At 65.4% G+C, this 17,642-nt stretch carries 16 protein-coding genes and 1 pseudogene; 8 read left to right on the top strand and 9 right to left on the bottom strand.

The features are described 5' to 3' along the window. Positions 1 to 140: 140 nt before the first annotated feature. A complete protein-coding gene (locus NKJ93_RS13995; RefSeq protein ID WP_352589686.1) occupies positions 141 to 572 on the top strand; it encodes an SAM-dependent methyltransferase in 432 nt (143 codons plus the stop codon). A 48-nt stretch (positions 573 to 620) separates the two neighbouring features. On the opposite strand, the gene NKJ93_RS13990 is transcribed toward NKJ93_RS13995, so the two are convergent. From NKJ93_RS13990 to NKJ93_RS13980, 3 genes and pseudogenes are all read right to left on the bottom strand, one after another. After that, positions 621 to 2,243 carry an ABC-F family ATP-binding cassette domain-containing protein gene (locus NKJ93_RS13990; RefSeq protein ID WP_352589683.1) on the bottom strand — a complete coding sequence of 541 codons (1,623 nt, stop codon included), beginning with the start codon at positions 2,241 to 2,243 and terminating at the stop codon, positions 621 to 623. 162 nt (positions 2,244 to 2,405) lie between these two features. Then, complete coding sequence (locus tag NKJ93_RS13985) at positions 2,406 to 2,957, bottom strand: isochorismatase family protein (protein ID WP_352481631.1); 552 nt, start codon at positions 2,955 to 2,957, stop codon at positions 2,406 to 2,408. A 159-nt stretch (positions 2,958 to 3,116) separates the two neighbouring features. Then, positions 3,117 to 4,021 (bottom strand): annotated as a pseudogene (locus NKJ93_RS13980) (LysR family transcriptional regulator). Between the two features lie 102 nt (positions 4,022 to 4,123). Here NKJ93_RS13980 and NKJ93_RS13975 point away from each other — a divergent pair. The 3 genes from NKJ93_RS13975 to NKJ93_RS13965 all read left to right on the top strand — a co-directional run bounded on the left by NKJ93_RS13975 (position 4,124) and on the right by NKJ93_RS13965 (position 5,664). Further along, on the top strand, positions 4,124 to 4,864 hold the full coding sequence (locus NKJ93_RS13975; protein WP_352589677.1) for an SDR family oxidoreductase: 741 nt from the start codon (positions 4,124 to 4,126) through the stop codon (positions 4,862 to 4,864). A gap of 34 nt (positions 4,865 to 4,898) precedes the next feature. Further along, positions 4,899 to 5,102, top strand: a complete 204-nt coding sequence (locus NKJ93_RS13970; protein ID WP_292656388.1) for a tautomerase family protein — start codon at positions 4,899 to 4,901, stop codon at positions 5,100 to 5,102. A 97-nt stretch (positions 5,103 to 5,199) separates the two neighbouring features. Next, positions 5,200 to 5,664 (top strand): GFA family protein, encoded by a 465-nt coding sequence (locus tag NKJ93_RS13965; protein ID WP_352481634.1) that lies wholly within the window; start codon positions 5,200 to 5,202, stop codon positions 5,662 to 5,664. A gap of 39 nt (positions 5,665 to 5,703) precedes the next feature. Here the strand turns inward: NKJ93_RS13965 and NKJ93_RS13960 are convergent, their stop codons facing one another. The 6 genes from NKJ93_RS13960 to NKJ93_RS13935 form a co-directional block, all read right to left on the bottom strand. After that, positions 5,704 to 6,474 (bottom strand): exodeoxyribonuclease III, encoded by a 771-nt coding sequence (locus tag NKJ93_RS13960; RefSeq protein WP_352496062.1) that lies wholly within the window; start codon positions 6,472 to 6,474, stop codon positions 5,704 to 5,706. A gap of 9 nt (positions 6,475 to 6,483) precedes the next feature. Beyond that, entirely contained in the window at positions 6,484 to 7,128 is a 645-nt protein-coding gene (locus NKJ93_RS13955; protein ID WP_352481635.1) for an alpha/beta hydrolase family protein, read from the bottom strand. Positions 7,129 to 7,342: 214 nt separating this feature from the next. Further along, the gene (locus tag NKJ93_RS13950; protein WP_352589674.1) at positions 7,343 to 8,437 is read right to left on the bottom strand and encodes a tetratricopeptide repeat protein; all 1,095 of its coding nucleotides are present in this window, start codon (positions 8,435 to 8,437) and stop codon (positions 7,343 to 7,345) included. After that, positions 8,434 to 9,348 (bottom strand): non-homologous end joining protein Ku, encoded by a 915-nt coding sequence (gene ku / locus NKJ93_RS13945; protein WP_023718114.1) that lies wholly within the window; start codon positions 9,346 to 9,348, stop codon positions 8,434 to 8,436. The genes NKJ93_RS13950 and ku overlap by 4 nt, the downstream gene beginning before the upstream one ends. A gap of 220 nt (positions 9,349 to 9,568) precedes the next feature. Then, the gene (ligD, locus tag NKJ93_RS13940) at positions 9,569 to 12,055 is read right to left on the bottom strand and encodes a DNA ligase D (protein ID WP_352589671.1); all 2,487 of its coding nucleotides are present in this window, start codon (positions 12,053 to 12,055) and stop codon (positions 9,569 to 9,571) included. Between the two features lie 155 nt (positions 12,056 to 12,210). After that, positions 12,211 to 12,435: a hypothetical protein gene (locus NKJ93_RS13935; protein WP_352589668.1), complete on the bottom strand. Its 225-nt coding sequence runs from the start codon at positions 12,433 to 12,435 to the stop codon at positions 12,211 to 12,213. Between the two features lie 185 nt (positions 12,436 to 12,620). On the opposite strand from NKJ93_RS13935, the gene NKJ93_RS13930 reads away from it, so the two are divergent. The 4 genes from NKJ93_RS13930 to NKJ93_RS13915 all read left to right on the top strand — a co-directional run bounded on the left by NKJ93_RS13930 (position 12,621) and on the right by NKJ93_RS13915 (position 17,626). Next, positions 12,621 to 13,628: an aldo/keto reductase gene (locus NKJ93_RS13930; protein WP_352589665.1), complete on the top strand. Its 1,008-nt coding sequence runs from the start codon at positions 12,621 to 12,623 to the stop codon at positions 13,626 to 13,628. Positions 13,629 to 13,857: 229 nt separating this feature from the next. Next, positions 13,858 to 14,808 carry a substrate-binding domain-containing protein gene (locus NKJ93_RS13925; protein WP_023718110.1) on the top strand — a complete coding sequence of 317 codons (951 nt, stop codon included), beginning with the start codon at positions 13,858 to 13,860 and terminating at the stop codon, positions 14,806 to 14,808. Positions 14,809 to 15,029: 221 nt separating this feature from the next. Next, a complete protein-coding gene (locus tag NKJ93_RS13920; RefSeq protein WP_352589662.1) occupies positions 15,030 to 16,613 on the top strand; it encodes a sugar ABC transporter ATP-binding protein in 1,584 nt (527 codons plus the stop codon). Continuing rightward, entirely contained in the window at positions 16,610 to 17,626 is a 1,017-nt protein-coding gene (locus tag NKJ93_RS13915; RefSeq protein WP_023718108.1) for an ABC transporter permease, read from the top strand. The genes NKJ93_RS13920 and NKJ93_RS13915 overlap by 4 nt, the downstream gene beginning before the upstream one ends. The last annotated feature ends 16 nt before the right edge of the window (positions 17,627 to 17,642 follow it).

Genomic DNA, 17,642 nt, shown 5'->3' with positions numbered 1-17,642 from the left:
GACCGACCAGTTCTCTTCGATGTTGATCATGTCCCTCCTCGACCCGGCAGCTGGGTGAATGCATCGGCGATGTCCGCGTCTCTTCCCGTCGCCGGCCGCGGTCGCTAATCTCGGATCGCGAAAAAGCTGGAGAACAGGGAATGGCGAACGACTTGTCGCCAAGGCTTTTGGCGATCATCAACGCGCTGCCTTTGCGGCCGGGCATGCGAGTGCTGGAGATCGGCTGCGGTCCAGGTGCTGCAGCGCGCGAGATCGCGCGCCGGATCGGCGGCGGGCATGTGCTGGCGATCGATCGCTCGGCCAAGGCCATCGCGCAGGCCAGGGCCGCCTCGCGCGCCGAGATTGCGGCAGGCCGGTTGAGTCTTCGCCAGGTCGCGATCGAAGATTTCGAGTTGGAGGCCGACGAGAAGCGCTTCGATATTGCCGTTGCGGTGCGCGTCGGCGCGCTGGATGGGCGTCATCCCGAAGCAGGAAAAATCGCCCTGCGGCGGCTCGGCGCCGCGTTGACCGCGCAAGGCCAGCTGTTCATCGACGGCGGCGATCCGCTGCGCGAAATTGCGATACACGGCTGAACAGCTCGTGCTTAGCCTCCGGAATCGAGCGGCAGCTGGGTCCGCGCCTCAGCTCCTCAACCCCGGCGCCTCCTGCCCGGTGCGCTCGACATATTCGGTGTAGCCGCCGCCATAGGTGTGGATGCCCTCGGGCGTCAGTTCCAGCACCCGGTTCGACAGCGCTGCCAGGAAATGGCGGTCATGCGAGACGAACAGCATGGTCCCCTCGTACTGCGACAGCGCCGTGATCAGCATCTCCTTGGTGGCGATGTCGAGGTGGTTGGTCGGCTCGTCCAGCACCAGCAAATTGGGCGGGTCGAACAGCATCAACGCCATCACCAGCCGCGCCTTCTCGCCGCCCGACAGCACGCGGCATTTCTTCTCGATCTCGTCGCCGGAAAAGCCGAAGCAGCCGGCCAGCGCCCTGAGCGGCGCCTGGCCGGCCTGCGGAAACGCGTCTTCCAGCGTCTGGAACACGGTGCGCTCGCCCTCCAGCACTTCCATGGCGTGCTGGGCGAAATAGCCCATCTTGACGCTCGGGCCGCGCGCCACCATGCCATTATCCGGCTCGGAAGCGCCAGCCACCAGCTTCAGCAGCGTCGACTTGCCGGCGCCGTTGATGCCCATCACGCACCAGCGCTCGCGGCGACGCACCTGAAAATCCAGCCCCTCGTAGATCGAGCGGCTGCCATAGCTTTTGTGGATGTTCTTCAGCGTCACCACGTCCTCGCCGCAGCGCGGCGCCGGCTGGAAGTCGAACGACACTTTCTGGCGGCGCTTGGGCGGCTCGACACGGTCGATCTTGTCCAGCTTCTTCACCCGGCTCTGCACCTGGGCGGCATGTGACGCCCGCGCCTTGAAGCGCTCGATGAAGGCGATCTCCTTGGCCAGCATCGCCTGCTGGCGCTCGAACTGCGCCTGCTGCTGCCGGTCGGCAATCGCCCGCTGCTGCTGGTAGAATTCGTAGTTGCCGGAGTAAGCGGTCAGCGAGCCGCCGTCGATCTCGACCACCTTGTTGACGATGCGGTTCATGAACTCGCGGTCGTGCGAGGTCATCAGCAGCGCGCCGTCATAGTTCTTCAGGAACTGCTCCAGCCAGATCAGACTTTCGAGGTCGAGATGGTTGCTCGGCTCGTCGAGCAGCATGGCGTCGGGCCGCATCAAAAGGATCCTGGCCAGCGCCACGCGCATTTTCCAGCCGCCGGACAGCTTGCCGACGTCGCCGTCCATCATCTCCTGGCTGAAGCCGAGCCCGTCCAGCACCTCGCGAGCCCGCCCATCCAGCGCATAGCCGTCGAGCTCCTCGAAGCGGTGCTGCGCCTCGCCGTAGCGGGCGATGATCTCGTCCATCTCACCGGCGCGATCGGGGTCGCCCATGGCGTGCTCGAGCTCGCGCATCTCGGCCGCCACTTCGCTCACCGGCCCGGCGCCGTCCATCACTTCGGCGACGGCGCTGCGGCCGGACATGTCGCCGACATCCTGGCTGAAATAGCCGATGGTGACGCCGCGATCGACCGAGACCTGGCCCTCGTCGGGCTGCTCCTCGCCGTTGATCATGCGAAACAGCGTCGTCTTGCCGGCGCCGTTAGGCCCGACCAGCCCGACCTTCTCGCCCTTCTGCAACGCGGCGGAGGCTTCGATGAAGACGATCTGCCGGCCGTTCTGCTTGCTGATGCTTTCGAGACGAATCATGGTTTTCCGGGAAAGGCCAAAGGAGCGTTCCCGCGCCAATACGCGATAGGCCGCGCTTGCGGAAGCCCGCAAGTGGTGAGGTGCCCCGCGCCAAATTGTCTGAACCCGCCAGTTTCTTCCCGGCTGGATCAGGCTTTGACGGCGTAGGGATGAGCCGGCGGATCAGCTATCGGTCAGGGCTTTTGTCGTCACCAGTTTAACCCCGGTGGCGGCAAATGCCGCATTGTGCCGGGCGATGATCTCCGCGGCCGTCTCGCTGGCGGCGTCGAGCGTGCTGTGGGCGTCGGAAACCACCGTGACGCCCAGGCCCGCTGCAAAGGCGCCCTTCACCGTGGCCGCCACGCAGAAATCGGTCTGCGCGCCGATGAGAACGACCTCGCCGGCGCCCTGCCCGGCCACCCATTCTGCAAGGGCTGCATTGCTGAACGCATCGCCGACACGCTTGGCGAAAGTCGGCTCGTCCTCGGCCTGGCCAAGCGCCGGCCACACCGGCCAGCCCGGCTCACCCGGCGCCAGAGGATCGCCCTGCGGGCCGTCGTGCCTGATGAAAGCGACCTTGCGCCCGCTGCGCCGTGCCCATTCGATCAGCGCGCGGGTCCGGGCAACCATGCCGTCGGCATCATGGATCGGCGGCTCGGCAACGCCGTCGAACATGCCGGTCTGAAGGTCGATCACGATGAGCGGTGCGGTGGCCGCGGGGCTGGTCCCTGACATGGATGCGAGCATAGCGTGGGTGGTAGGTGGGTCAAGGATGCTCGGCGCCGCCGTTGAAGCCGCCGATCTCCCCCCTCGTGGGGGAGATGTCCGGCAGGACAGAGGGGGGCGTGAAGTATCGCGGCCCTTCGCAAAGTAGCCCGGCGGCCCCGGTGCATTTCACACCCGGCCCGATGTCCCATCCTCGCCAAAAATCCCGGTCACCCAGTCGATGAACACGCGTACCCGCGGCGCGAGCTGGCGGTTCTGCGGGTAGAGCGCCGACAGCGGTGTCGGCGACGGCGGGTACTCCGGCAGCACTTCGACAAGCGTGCCGCGTGCGAAATCCCCGGCGAAGCGGTAATGCGGCGCCTGCACTAGGCCGAAGCCAAGGCGCGCCAGCTCCGCCATCGTGTCGGAGCCGTTGACCGTCACCCGGTTGGGCAGGCCGACATAGCGCAACGCGCCGCCGACGGTGAATTCGAGCGGCATGACCTCACCGGTTCGCGACGAGCGGAAGCCGACCATAAGATGGCCTTCGAGACCGTCGGGGGTTGCCGGCATGCCGTGCTTTTCGAGATAGGCGGGGCTGGCGCATGTGACTTCGCGCAATGTTGCCACCCGCCGAACGATCATGCCGCTGTCGGCCTGTTCGCCGGAACGCAGCACGCAGTCGATGCCCTCGCGCACCAGATCGACCAGCCGGTCGCCGTCGCCGATATGCAGGTCGATCCCGGGGTAGCGGTCGAGGAACTCGGAGAGCCGCGGCAGGATGAAATGGCGGGCCATGAAGCCATGCACGTCGATCCTCAAAAGGCCCTGCGGCTGCGCCGATTGAAAGCCTGCCTCGGCATCCTCGACATCGGCAAGGATGGCGAGGCAGCGCTGGTAATAGGCCTGGCCGTCCAACGTCGGCGTGACATGGCGCGTGGTGCGTTCGAGCAGCCTGACCCCCAGCCGCGCCTCCAGGCCCTTGATCGCCTCGGTGGCGGTCGATCGCGACATCGACAGATCGGCGGCCGCCGCAGTGAAGCTGCCGCGCTCGATCACACGGGCAAGCAGGCGCATCGGTCGAGACTGTCCATCGCCATTGTTCGCCATATCCGAATGGTGTTGGCAAGTCCCGGGCGATTATCCCGCAAGATTTATCACCTATTTTCAGTCGACAAAAATTTTGGAGAGCTGACATGATTACGCGGAATGGAAAGGTGGCACTGGTAACCGGCGCCTCGAAGGGCATCGGTGCCGAAATTGCCAGGCGGCTGGCGCGCGACGGCTTTTCGGTCGTCATCAACTATGCCAGAGGCGCAGAAGCCGCCGAAGGCGTGGTGCGCGAGATCGAGGCGGCAGGCGGCACGGCGATCGCAGTTCAAGCCGATGTCGGTGATCCCAAGGGGGTCGCGCATCTGTTCGACGCAGCCGAGCAGGCCTTTGGCGGCCTCGACGTGCTGGTCAACAATGCCGGCATCATGAAGCTCGCGCCGATCGCGCAGACGGACGACGCCGGTTTCGAGCAGCAGATCGCGGTGAACCTCGGCGGCGTCTTCCGCGGCATGCGCGAGGCCGCAAGGCGGCTGCGCGAGGGCGGCCGCATCATCAGCTTCTCGTCCAGCGTGGTCGGGCTCTACCAGCCGAGCTACGGTGTCTACGCTGCCACCAAGGCCGGCGTCGAGGCGATGACGCATGTGCTGGCCAAGGAACTCGGGCCGCGCGGCATCACCGTCAATGTCGTGGCGCCGGGGCCGGTGGCCACCGATCTGTTCCTCGGCGGCAAGTCCGAGGCACTGGTCGAGACGATCACCAGGATGATCCCGCTCGGGCGGCTCGGCCAGCCCGCCGACATCGCCGGCGTGGTGTCGTTCCTCGCCGGACCGGACAGCGGCTGGGTCAACGGCCAGGTGCTGCGCGCCAATGGTGGCACGGTCTGACTTTACCTCCAACAACCAACAGGAAACCGACATCATGCCGTTTGCAAATTTCAAGGTGCCTGAGCGCGCGCTGTCCGCCGGACAGAAGGAGGACCTCGTCCACAAGACCACAGCCCTGTTCGTCGAGATGTTCGGCGAAGGCGTGCGCCCCTACACGATGGTGCTGATCGAGGAGGTCGCCGATGGCGGCTACGGCCGCGCCGACGTGGTGTTCACGATTCCTGGGGGAAGGACGTGAAGCTGCCGATCTCCTCCCTTCTGGGACCCTCAAGGGTGAGATTGCAGCTTGGCGGTCGCGCGCTAGATCGCTGGCAGAGGCTAAGGCGAGGCCAGCGATGGACGATTGGAAGCTACCTTGGGACGGCGGTTGCTTGTGCGGTGGAATACGCTTTCGCATCAGCGCGCCGCCCTTGCTGACGACGGCGTGTCACTGCACCGGCTGCCAGAAGCTGAGCGCCAGCGCGTATTCCCTGACCATCGCCGTGCCCAGCGACGGTTTCGCCATAACGCAAGGCGAGCCGGTGGTCGGCGGCCTGCACGGCCCGCACCGGCAGCTCTATTGCCCGCACTGCAAGAACTGGATGTTCACGCGTCCGCATGGCCTGGATTTCCTTGTCAACGTGCGCGCGACCATGCTGGACGAGCACCATTGGTACGTGCCCTTCGTCGAAGTCTTCACTTCGGAGAAGCTGCCCTGGGCTTCGACCGCCGCTACCTACAGTTTCGCTACTCAGCCCGACCTTGAGGGATACGCCCCTTTGATCGAGGCGTTCGCCCGCGAAGCGGCGCGGCCAACCTGACTGGTTGCCGCCCGGAAAGGCGGCGCCAGCTTTCGTGCCTCACTTCAACTCCAGCCAGACCGGCGCGTGGTCGCTGGCGCCGACCTCGCCGCGCACGTCGCGGTCGATGCCCGCCGCTACCAGCCGGCGCGACAGCTTCTTGCTGAGCAAGATATGGTCGAGGCGCAGGCCGGCATCGCGCGGCCAGCGATTGCGGCGATAGTCCCAGAATGTGTAGAGCGTCTCCGTCGGGTGCTTCTTGCGCAGCGCATCAAGCCAGCCCTGGTCGAGCAGCCGCTGGAACGATGCCCGGCTTTCCGGCTGCACCAGCGCGTTGTCGTCATAGGAGCGGGTCGGGTAGATGTCGCGCGGCTCGGGCACGATGTTGTAGTCGCCGGCCAGCACCACCGGCAGGCCGGTGTCGAGCAACTGCGCCGCATGCGTCTCCAGCCTTTCGTGCCAGGCCAGCTTGTACTGGAATTTCGGGCCGGGCTGCGGATTGCCGTTCGGCGCGTAGAGGCAGGCGACGACGATGCCGTTGACCGCCGCTTCGATGTAGCGCGCCTGCTGGTCGCCGTCGTCGCCGGGCAGCGCCTCGCGGGTCAGCACCGGCTCCGAGCCACGCGAAAGGATGGCGACGCCGTTCCAGGTCGGCTGCCCGACCCACACCGCCCCGTAGCCGGCCGCCGCAAGCGCGGTGCGCGGAAACTGCGTCTGCCTGGCCTTGAGCTCCTGCAGGCAGGCGATGTCGGGTTTGGCGGCGGCCAGCCATGCGAGCAGGTTTGGCAGCCGGCCGTTGATGTTGTTGACGTTGAAGGTGGCGATCTTCATCGGCCTGCTTCAGCGCACGATCCGTTCGGTCCACGCCTTCACTGCATCAGCCAGCGTCTTCAGATGATCGGCGGTGGAGAAGCCGGAGATGTTTTTGCGCGGCTTCAGATCATGGTCGCCGTCTTCCAGCCAGAAGATCTCGATTGCGTCGGACAGAGCATAGGTCGCGACCTCGTCTTTGGTCCCGAACTCGTCGCGCGTGCCCTGGAAGACCAATGTCGGCGTCTTCAGATCGGCGAGATGCTTCGTCCGAAGCTGCGTCGGTTTGTCCGGCGGATGGAAGGGATAGCCGAGACACAGCAGCCCTGAAATCTCGCCCTTTGAAAACATCTCGTCGGCGATCATCGAAGCGACGCGTCCGCCCATCGACTTGCCGCCGATGATGAGCGGACCCTTCACGCCCTTCGCCCTGAGATCGGCGATTGCCTTGATATATTCCGGGTTCACCGTCTCGGCGCGCGGCGGCGGCTTGCGATGGCCGTAGCGGCGGGCCGCCATGTAGTGGAACTCGAAGCGCGCAACGCGGAAGCCGGCCTCGGCCAGCGCTTTTGCCGTCGCGGTCATCGAGGGCGAATCCATCGGCGCCCCGGCGCCATGGGCGAGCAGGATGGTGATTGGGGCGGTGTCGGGGCCGTCGAAGAGGAAGGTCGTCATGGGGTGGCCCGCAGATGAAGGCCGAGTTCCTTCGCACCCCCCTCTGTCCTGCCGGCCATCTCCCCCGCAAGGGGGGAGATTGGATGTCGCCATCGCTTTCGCCAATCACCAACGTTGGAAGGCGGGCGGTAAGGAGAAGCTGCCGATCTCCCCCCTTGCGGGGGAGATGTCCGGCAGGACAGAGGGGGGTGTTCAAGCGTGACCAAATGAAGCCCTAACCCGCCGACATCCGCGCCAGCTGCAAATCGACGAACTGGATACCCTTGGCCGCCATACGTGCCCATTCGGAATCCGCGTCGAGTTCGAGGTAGCGCGCCCAGTTCCGCCGCGCTTCGGCTAGATTGCCGGCGTCGAACTCCAGCCTCGCAAGGTTGAACACCGCATCGGCGTACTTCGCATCTAGCGAAATCGCCTTCAGCAGATGCCGCCGAGCCGACGCCACCCGCCCCTCTTCGCTCATCAGCCCGGCCAGATTGAACCATGCCTCGACGAACACCGGGTCGCACTTGATGGCGCGGGCATAGTCGTGCGCCGCCTCGGCCGCGTGGCCGGAGGCGCGCAGGCAGTTGGCGCGGTTGAAGGCGGCGATGGCATCGCTCGGGTCGATGGCTAGGCAGCGCTGGTAGAGTGCCGCGGCCTGCTCGTGGTCTTCAGCCTCTTCCGCCGCCTCGGCATCGGCGAACAGCTCTTCCAGCGTGTCGTCATCCTGCGTTCCCAGATCGAACAGCAGCTGGCCGTTGACTTCGCTCTGGCCGCCCTCGAGATAGATCGCGTCGGCCCGCCCGTGCTGCGAGCCGACATTGAGCGATTTGGCGGTGAGCGAGGCGATCGGGCCGGAGCGATGCACCGACCGCACGATCGCCCCCCATGAGGCGCCGCCGGCGACCAGCCCGGCATATTTGCGGGCGAGGATCAGGTCGCGGAAGGAATACGGTTCGCAATCATGCTCGGAGGCGTCGAACAGCGACAAAAGGTCGAGATCGGCGCCGGTCAGCCGCGACTGATCGATCAGCGACTGCCGCGACAGCGTCGAGGCTTCCGGTGCCTTCATCAACCCGAGCAGCCGCAGGAAGCCGTTCTCGCTGACCAGCCTGCGCCCGGCTGCACGTTCCGCAGCGACGCGGCGCTCGATCTCGATGTCGCCGGCCCTGGCGAGCAACATGCGGCCCAACACGACATGCGTGGTGCGCCGAGTGACGCCGCGCCGCAACTGGCCGTGCTGGCGCGCGACCTCGCGCGCCGCCAGCCTGAGCGGAAAGGCCGCCAGCGCGCCGACGATGCCGAAGACCGTGCCGGCAAGAGCCGTCACGCCTTGCTCTTGCCGACGGCTTTGAGAAGGTTCGCCTTGAGCGGGTTTTCCTTGGCCGCGCCAGCGCCGGCCTTGGCGGATTTCGCCGCAGGCTTGGCTGTTTCATCGGCCTTGCTCTTCGACTTGGCCGGTGGCTTGGCCGACTGCGACAGGCTCGCCTTCAGCGCATCCATGAGATTGATGACGTTGCCGCGCTCAGGTGCCGCCGCGATGATAGGCTTGTGGCCCTTGAGCTTCTCGCGGATCATCGTCATCAACGCGATCTCGTAGCGGTCCTCGTAATTCTTCGGGTCGAAGGTGGTTTCCTTCTGCTTGATCAGCGCTTCGGCTAATTGCAGCATTTCCGGATCGGGGTTTCCGGCCGGGATATTGCCGAAATATTCAGCCGTGCCACGCACTTCGTTCGGATTCCTCAAGGTGCAGACGAACATGCCGTTCTCGCGCGCGCCGATCGTCACCACGCGCTCGCGGCTGGACAGCACGAGGCGGGCGATCGCCAGCTTGCCGGATTTGCGCATCGCTTCGCGCAACACGGCAAAGGTCTCCTCGGCCATTGCGCCATCCGGCGCCAGGTAATAGGGCGCGTCCTGGTAGATGACGTCGACCGAACGCTCGTCGACAAAGGCCTCGATGTTCATCGTATGGTTGGATTCGATGCGCACCGCGTCGAGATCGGTATCGTCGATGATGATGTATTGCTTGTCCTCGTATTCGTAGCCCTTGACCAGGTCCGAACGCTCGACCAACCCGAGTTCAGGGTCGACCGGCTTCATGTTGATGCGGTTGTGCGTCTTCTTGTGCAGCTGGTTGAAGCTGATGCGCTCGCTGGCACTGGTCGCCGGATAGAGCCGGACCGGACAGCTGACCAGACTGAGCTTGAGGTAACCTTTCCAACTTGCCCTGGGCGCCATGAAATACTCCTACGCGGCCTTGTGCTGTCGAACTGTTCGCAGCGCTGTTTCGTCCGGAGGACGAATGCGGCTGCCGAAATCCTACATTGCCCCTTACAATACCGGCAAATCCCTAGCGAAATCTTCCTCCGCTGGGAGCCGCCTGCAGGCAAGAGGTCCGTGGCGAAGAATAATTCAAATTTTCCGGAGCGTCGATGGAGTCTGGGCCGCGCTCGCAGAACTACGTCGCGGTGCCTATCGCCGGCAAATCCCTGGCGAAATCTTCCATGTCGGCCCAAGGGTCGCCTGACGTCGCCAGAAGGCCCGGCAGCGAGGAATAATTCAGATCCTGTGGAGCATCGATGGATTCCAGATCGCTCCAGCTGACCGGCGTCGAGGCCGGCAAATTGGTGCGGGCGCGCAGTGAATAGGGAGCCGCCGAGGTGTGGCCGCGCGCATTGCGGTGAAAATCGATGAAGATGCGCCGCTTGCGGTTGTCCTTGCCCATGGTGGTGGTGAAAGTGTCGGGCGCGGTGGCGGCAAGATGCGTGGAGATGGCGCTGGTCGCCTGGTGCAGTTTCTTCCAGTTCTGCTTTTGCGTCACCGGCACGGTGATGTGGATGCCGTGCCCCCCGGAGGTCTTGGCGAACGGCACCAGCCCTAGCGCTTCCAGCTCGCCCTTAATGTGCACCGCCGCCTCAACCACCTCGCGCCAGGCGATCCCTTCGCCCGGGTCGAGGTCGAAAACGATCAGGTCCGGCTTGTCGAGCCGCGTGCGATGGGTGCCCCAAGTGTGGAACTCGACGACGCCGAACTGCGCCAGAGCCAGATAGCCCTTGGCGTCTTCCACCGAGAGATAGGATTTGGTCTCGCCCTCCGAATTCGTCGCCTCGAAGGTCGCCACCGAGGAAGGCATGCCGGTGAAGGCGTGGCGCTGGAAGAAACAGTCCTGCGGCTTGCCGGTCGGGCAGCGCACCAGCGAGACCGGCCGGCCGAGAATGTGCGGCAGCATGAAATCGCCGACCAGCGCGTAATAGACGGCGATGTCGAGCTTGGTCGGGCCGGTCTTGCCGAACAGCCGCCGCGTCGGGTTGGTCACCCAGATTGTGGCGAGGTCGGCCTCGGCGATCAGCCGCTTGCGCTTGGCCGAAACCGGCGTCGACAGGCCGACGTCACGCAGGCCGCGGAACACGGCATGGCGCAGCGCATTGTCGGTGGTCCGGTTGGCGTAATGGATATGCGCCGAAAGCAGCGGCCGCACCCAGTTCATCTCGCGCATGATCTCGCGCGGAACGCCCTCGGGCGCGGATGCACCGGCCCGCAACGGCTCCAGCCGCGCCAGCAATTCGCCTGCGGTCGCGGCATCGAAGCCGGTGCCGACCTTGCCGCGATAGTGCAGCTCGCCGTCTTCGAATTCGCCGAGGCCAAGTGCAGCGAGTCCCTCGGCCGCGTCGGAGACGGTGTAGCCGGCGATGACAAAGTCGCCGGTCTGGAGCGCCTTGGTCTTGGTCCAGGTTTTGGTGCGGCCGCTCTGGTAGACCGCCGTGGCGCGTTTCGACACCACACCCTCCAGCCCCATCTCGGATGCCTGGTCATAGAGCGCCTGGCCGTCGCCTTCGACATGATCGCTGAGCTGGATGGCGGAGTTGGCGCCGAGACCGGACAGAAGTTGCGAAAGCAGCGCCTTGCGCCGCCGAAGCGGCGCTTTTGTCAGGTCCCAGCCGTCGAGATAGACGAGGTCGAAAGCGTAGAAGTGAAGCTTGTTGCCGGCGCCTTCGGCCAGCGCGTCCTGCAAAAGCGCAAAGCGGCTGATGCCCTTGGCGTCGAGCGCGACGACCTCGCCGTCGATGATCGCCTCCCGGCACGGCAGCCTGGCGAAGGCAAGCGGCAGGTCGCCATAGCGCTTCGTCCAGTCGAGGCCGGCGCGGGTGATCAGCCTGACCGCACCGTCGGCCAGGTGCGCCATGGTGCGGTAGCCGTCGAACTTGATCTCGTGCAGCCATTCCTCTCCAGTATCCTCACCGCCCGGCGGCTTGGCCACGGAGGTCGCCAGCTGCGGCTCGATCCGGGAAGGCGGCGGCGCCTTGACGGCGCCCGGCAAAGCGCCGGGTTTCAGCACCACCGGCCTGACAGGTTTGGCGGCCGGCTTCGGCGGTGCCACCAGTTCCTCGATGCGACGGCCGGATTTGACGCTTTCCGGCCGGGCTTCCAGTATGTCGAGCGTGGCATCGGCGGCGAGATCGCGCTCCTTGAACAGCAGCCAGTTCTTCTTGCCCTCATCCTCGCCGGGCTTCGGTTTCAGCCGCGTCAGCATCCAGCCGCCATTGAGCTTCTCGCCGGCGAGCCGGAACTTGAAGGAGCCGGTGCGCAGGCTCTTTTCGACATCGTCCATCGGCGCCCACACGCCGGTGTCCCAGACGATCATCGGTCCGCCGCCATATTCGCCTTCGGGAATGACGCCCTCGAAATCGATATATTCGAGCGGATGGTCTTCGGTCTCGACCGCCAGCCTTTTGTCGGCCGGGTTGAGCGACGGGCCGCGCGGCACCGCCCAGCTCTTCAGCACGTCGCCGACCTGCAAGCGCAAATCATAGTGATCGGCGGTGGCGTGGTGCTTGTGGACAACGAAGCGGTTGCCTTCACCGGCAGCCAGGCCACCGGCCGGTTCCGGCGTCCTCGTGAACTCGCGCTTGGCGCGATAGGCCTTGAGCTTCGAAGGAGCTGGCATGGACTAGGCGTAGGTGGTGGGCAAAAGCAACGAGCGCAGCATCAAAATCCCATCGCAGCGGCGCTCCAATGTCACGGCATGGATCCCAGGGTCTCCGCGACGTCGCTTCGCTCCTGCTCCGCCCTGGGATGACGAAGGATGGGAAGTCACGCCGCTCAATCGTCGGTGGCCGGCGTCAATTCGAGCTCGGCCGGCGACAAGCCCTGCTGCAGCTGGCTGAGCCGGAATTCGTCGACCCAATAGGCCTCGCCGTCGACCAGCACTCGCGCACTGTAGCCGCCGGCGGAAAAACGCTGCGCGGTGATGTAGACCTTGTGGCGGTCGAGCGCCTCGCGCACCGCGGCGCGCTTGGATTTCTGGCTGGTGACGGAACTGGCCATGCTGGTTACTCACGCACAAAGCCGCAAGGCGGCATGCCTAAGGATGGCCGAGAGCGGGTCGGCTGTCAATTTGGCGACCGCTGCGAACCCTCGCGCGGCGGCGTCTCTCGCTCTGTGGAAACCGAGCCGGCGCGCTATATTGAACGTGGCGGCTTGGAACGCGCTGCTGACCTGGAGAACTTTACATGACGTTGACGACACGCAAACTCGGTGGCCAGGGGCTGCAGGTTTCCATGATCGGCCTCGGCTGCATGGGCATGAGCCAGTCCTACGGCCCGGCCGACGAGGCGGAATCGACCGCCACGCTGCACCGCGCCATCGAACTCGGCTGCACCTTCCTCGACACTGCGGAAGTCTATGGGCCGTACGCTAACGAGGAACTGCTCGGCCGCGCGCTGAAGGGCCGGCGCGATGAGGTGACGATCGCGACGAAGTTCGGCTTTCGCATCGAAAACGGCAAGCAAGTCGGCACCGAGCGCGACAGCCGGCCGGAGCATATCCGCGAGGCTGTCGAAGGTTCGCTGAGGAGGCTAGCCACCGACCACGTCGACCTCCTCTATCAGCACCGCGTCGATCCGGCGGTACCGATCGAGGAGGTGGCGGGTGCTGTCGGCGAGCTGATTGCTCAGGGCAAGGTCCGCTTCTTCGGCCTCTCGGAGGCCGGCGCCGCCAATATCCGCCGGGCGCATGCCGTGCATCCGGTGTCGGCAGTGCAGAGCGAATACTCGCTGTGGGAGCGCAATCTCGAGCCGGAAATCATTCCCCTGCTGAAGGAGCTCGGCATCGGCCTGGTTCCGTTCTCGCCGCTCGGCCGCGGTTTTCTCACCGGCGATGTCAGGCGCGCCGAAGACTATCCAGAGGGCGATTACCGGCGCGGCGATCCGCGCTACCAGGGCGCCAACTATGACGCCAACATGCAGGCGGCAGCCACGGTACTCGACATCGCCGCGGCCAAGCGCGTCAAGCCAGGCCAGATCGCGCTGGCCTGGCTGCTCCACAAGGGGAGCGACTTCGGCATCGACATCGTGCCGATCCCCGGCACCAAGCGCAGAAAATATCTCGAGGAGAACGTCGCCGCGGCTTCGATCAGGCTCGACGCCGCCGAGATGCAGGTGCTCGACGACGCGCTGGCGCCGGGCAAGGTCGCCGGTCCGCGCTACGGCGAGCGCACCATGGTGATGATCGATCGGTAGGTCTTGCCTTCTCCCGTTCTTGCGCAAAGCTCCGGCCTTGGCTAGCATCCGCCGGCAGGCACCGAGCGGAGGAGAACGTCGCGGTGGACCGGCTGGAGCGCCGTTGCGTCCCTTCAAACACGAGTTGGGCGCTCGAAGGACACTCCATTTTTGAATCGACGCAAGGAACCTTCCGGAAAACCCATTCCGGTTTCGGGGTCGTGCGCTCATCTGGGAGGAGACTAAATTGATCAACAGACGTGAATTCCTGCTGTCGACCGCGGCGATGGGCGCCTTGGCGCTGGCCGCTCCGCAATTGGCTTTCGCCCAGGACAAGCTGACCATCCTCGGTTCGGTGCCGAGCCTCGGCTTTCCGTTCTTCGTGCACATGCTGAACCAGATCAAGGCTGAGGCGCAGGCGCAAGGCGTCAACCTGGTCGAGAGCGACGGCCAGAATTCGGCGCCCAAGCAGACCGCCGACATCGAGGCGGCACTGGTGCAAAAGGTCAACGCCATCGTCATCTCGCCGCTCGACGTCAACGCGCTGGCCCCAGCCATCGAGGAAGCGGTGAAGGCCGGCGTTCCCGTCGTCACTATCGACCGCCGCGTCGAGGGCGTCGAAGGCATCCTCGCCCATGTCGGCGCCGACAATGTCAAGGGCGGCGAGGCCGAAGCACAGGCCATGGTGGCAGCGTTCCCGAACGGCGCCAAGATCTTCCATCTGCAGGGCCAGCCCGGTGCCGGCCCGGCGATCGACCGCAACAAGGGTGTGCACAACGTCCTTGATCCCATGAAGGACAAGTACCAGATCATCTTCGAGCAGACCGCCAACTTCGCCCGCGCCGAGGCGCTGTCCGTCACCGAGGCCGGCCTTGCCGCCAACGGCAAGCCCGACGCGATCATCTGCGCCAATGACGACATGGCGCTTGGCGCGGTTGAAGCCTGCGCGGCGCGCAACTTCACCGACGTCAAGATCTACGGCTTCGACGCGCTTCCCGAAGCGTTGGTCGCTGTGCGCGACGGCAAGCTGGCCGGCACGGTCGAGCAATTCCCCGGCGAGCAGTCGCGCACCGCCGTGCAGATCGCGGTCGCCTACGCCAGGGACAAGACCGAGCCGAAGGAAAAGCTGGTGCTTTTGACGCCGATCGTCATCGGCAAGGACAATCTCGACAAGGCGGAGAGGCTGGGCGAGACGAAGTAGGCGAAGCCGGCGGGACAGCACCCCCCTCTGGCCTGCCGGCCATCTCCCCCTTGAAGGGGGAGATTGGATGTTACCCGGGCTTTCGCTAATTTTCGATCTTGCAGAAGAAGCGAGGCCAACGAGGCTGCCAATCTCCCCACTTGAGGGGGAGATGGCCGGCAGGACAGAGGGGGTGCTCTCCCGCCAGCCTTGCGTACAACCGAATGATCGAGGAGCAAACTTTGCCCAAGGCAGCCGCTATTGTGCCCTCCCCCGCCCTGCTCACCGTCGAGGGCGTGACCAAGCGCTTTGCCGGCGTCACCGCGCTGAACGACGTTTCGCTCGAAGTCCGCCCCGGCGAGATCCTCGGCCTGCTCGGCGAGAACGGCGCCGGCAAATCGACGCTGCTCAAGATCCTGTCCGGCGTGATGCCGCCGTCCAGCGGTCGCATCGTCTTCGACGGCGTCGAATTCAATCCGCACAATCCGCAGGACGCCAAACGGCTCGGCATCGTCACCATCTACCAGGAACTGAGCCTGATCCCGACGCTGACCGTGGCGGAAAACATCTTCATCGGCTGTGCGCCGCTCGGCCGGTTCGGGCTGGTCAGCTGGCGAAAGATGGTGGAAGACTCACGCGCGATCATCGCCCGCGTCGGCCTCGACCTCGACCCGGCGACGCCGGTTTCCGCATTGTCCGTGGCCGAGCAGCAGCTGGTCGAGATCGCCCGCGCGCTGTCGCTGAAGAGCCGTCTCATCATCATGGACGAGCCGACCTCGGCGCTGACCGAAACCGAAGTGCAGAAGCTGATGGCGATCATGGGCCGGCTGCGCCGGGACGGCGTCGCCATCATGTTCGTCACCCACCGGCTGGAGGAGGCATCGGCAATCTGCGACCGTATGACGGTGCTGCGCGACGGCAGGCTGGCCGGCCATCTCGACCGCGAAGGTGGGCCGATCAAACTGCCGAAGATCATCGAGAAGATGGTCGGCCGCGCCGCTTCCGAGCTCTATGCGAGGCCGACGCAGCGCGATGTCGCCGGCGACGTCCGGCTCTCGGTGCGCGGCCTGCGCACGGTGCGCGATCCGCAGGCGCCGCACGCCATCGTGCTCGAAGGCGTCGATCTCGACCTCAAGGCGGGCGAAATCCTCGGCGTCGCCGGGCTCGTCGGTTCCGGCCGCACCGAGCTCGCCCGCGCCATCTTCGGCGCCGACCGCATTGCCGCCGGCACCATCAGGCTCGATGGCAGGCCGATCGCGCCGGCCTCACCCGCCGATGCCATCGAGCTCGGCATCGGCCTGGTGCCGGAAGACCGCAAGCACCAGGCGATCTTCGCCGCACTCGGCATTCTCACCAATTTCTCGATCGCCGCGCTCGACCGCTACTCCAATGTCGGTTTCATGGCCGAGCGGCGCGAGCGAGAAGCGCTGGCGAACTACAGGAAGATGCTGTCGATCCGCATGGCCTCGCCCGAGCAGGCGATCGAGGGACTGTCCGGTGGCAATCAGCAGAAGGTCATCCTTGCCCGCTGGCTGGCACGCGATCCCAAGGTGCTGATCGTCGATGAACCGACGCGCGGCGTCGACGTCGGCGCCAAGGCGGAGGTTCATCAGATCCTGGTAGAGCTCGCCGCGCGCGGCATCGCCATCATGATGATCTCGTCCGAGCTGCCCGAAGTGCTTGCCGTGTCGGACAGGATCGTCACCATGCGGCGCGGGCGCATCACCGGCGAGATGCCTGGCATCGAGGCGACCGAGGAGAAACTGATGGAACTGATGGCGCTCGACCAGAAGCAGGAAGCCCAGAATCAGGAAGCAACGCAATGACCAGCACGACCGAACGGAGCCAGCGCGGCGGCGTCAATCTTGCGCGCCTGCTGATGAGCTTCGGCCCGCTGATGTTCCTGGCGGTGCTGATCGTCGTCTTCACCGTGCTGAAGCCGAGCTTCATCGACCCGATCAACCTGTTCAACATCATGCGCCAGATCTCGATCACCGGCCTGATCGCGCTAGGCATGACCTTCGTTATCCTCACCGCCGGCATCGACCTGTCGGTCGGATCGCTGCTCGCCTTCTGCGGCATGGTCGCGGCGGTGGTGGCCAAGGGCGGCACCGCCAACACGCTGTCGCTGTCGACAACGGGCACGCTGGGCTATGGCTGGTTCGCCGCCCTTCTCGCCGCCGTCGTCGTCGGCGCCGTGGCCGGCGGTGTCCAGGGCTTTGCCATCACCAGGCTGAAAGTACCGCCCTTCGTCGTCACGCTCGGCGGCCTCACCGTGTTTCGCGGCCTAACGCTGACGATCTCCAATGGCGGCCCGATCTCCGGCTTCGACGCCTCGATGCGCTGGTTCGGTACCGGCCTGATCGGCCCGGTGCCGGTGCCGGCGATCATCTTCGCGATTGCCGCAATCCTGTGCCACATCGTGCTGCGCTACACGCGCTACGGTCGCGCCGTCTACGCCGTCGGCGGCAATGCCGAGGCCGCGCGGCTCTCCGGCCTGCGCGTCGACCGCATCCTGATCTCGGTCTACATCATCGTCGGCTTCTTCGCCGGCCTTGCCGCCTTCGTTTTGTCGGCGCGGCTCAACTCCTCCGAAGCCGTCGCCGGCATCGGCTACGAGCTGACGGTGATCTCGGCGGTCGTCATCGGCGGCACCTCGCTGTTCGGCGGCATCGGCAGCGTCGGCGGCACGGTGGTCGGTGCAGGGCTGATCGGCGTCCTGCAGAACGGGCTGCAATTCAACAACGTCTCGTCATACACGCAAAGCATCGTCATCGGCCTGATCCTCATCCTCGCCGTCGCCTTCGACCGCTGGCTGAAATCGCGGGTAAGGCGGTGATCCAGGTCAGGTCGGC

This window comes from Mesorhizobium sp. M0028 (genome assembly GCF_040323855.1).
GTDB lineage: Bacteria > Pseudomonadota > Alphaproteobacteria > Rhizobiales > Rhizobiaceae > Mesorhizobium.
Note: the sequence above shows the minus strand (reverse complement) of the source record. Positions and strands in the feature narration are given on the sequence as shown.

Excerpts from the sequence above, each read along its gene's own strand:
- NKJ93_RS13995 (WP_352589686.1), top strand. The coding sequence starts at position 141 with ATGGCGAACGACTTGTCGCCAAGGCTTTTGGCGATCATCAACGCGCTG.
- NKJ93_RS13990 (WP_352589683.1), bottom strand. The coding sequence starts at position 2,243 with ATGATTCGTCTCGAAAGCATCAGCAAGCAGAACGGCCGGCAGATCGTC.
- NKJ93_RS13985 (WP_352481631.1), bottom strand. The coding sequence starts at position 2,957 with ATGTCAGGGACCAGCCCCGCGGCCACCGCACCGCTCATCGTGATCGAC.
- NKJ93_RS13975 (WP_352589677.1), top strand. The coding sequence starts at position 4,124 with ATGATTACGCGGAATGGAAAGGTGGCACTGGTAACCGGCGCCTCGAAG.
- NKJ93_RS13970 (WP_292656388.1), top strand. The coding sequence starts at position 4,899 with ATGCCGTTTGCAAATTTCAAGGTGCCTGAGCGCGCGCTGTCCGCCGGA.
- NKJ93_RS13965 (WP_352481634.1), top strand. The coding sequence starts at position 5,200 with ATGGACGATTGGAAGCTACCTTGGGACGGCGGTTGCTTGTGCGGTGGA.
- NKJ93_RS13960 (WP_352496062.1), bottom strand. The coding sequence starts at position 6,474 with ATGAAGATCGCCACCTTCAACGTCAACAACATCAACGGCCGGCTGCCA.
- NKJ93_RS13955 (WP_352481635.1), bottom strand. The coding sequence starts at position 7,128 with ATGACGACCTTCCTCTTCGACGGCCCCGACACCGCCCCAATCACCATC.
- ku (WP_023718114.1), bottom strand. The coding sequence starts at position 9,348 with ATGGCGCCCAGGGCAAGTTGGAAAGGTTACCTCAAGCTCAGTCTGGTC.
- ligD (WP_352589671.1), bottom strand. The coding sequence starts at position 12,055 with ATGCCAGCTCCTTCGAAGCTCAAGGCCTATCGCGCCAAGCGCGAGTTC.
- NKJ93_RS13935 (WP_352589668.1), bottom strand. The coding sequence starts at position 12,435 with ATGGCCAGTTCCGTCACCAGCCAGAAATCCAAGCGCGCCGCGGTGCGC.
- NKJ93_RS13930 (WP_352589665.1), top strand. The coding sequence starts at position 12,621 with ATGACGTTGACGACACGCAAACTCGGTGGCCAGGGGCTGCAGGTTTCC.
- NKJ93_RS13915 (WP_023718108.1), top strand. The coding sequence starts at position 16,610 with ATGACCAGCACGACCGAACGGAGCCAGCGCGGCGGCGTCAATCTTGCG.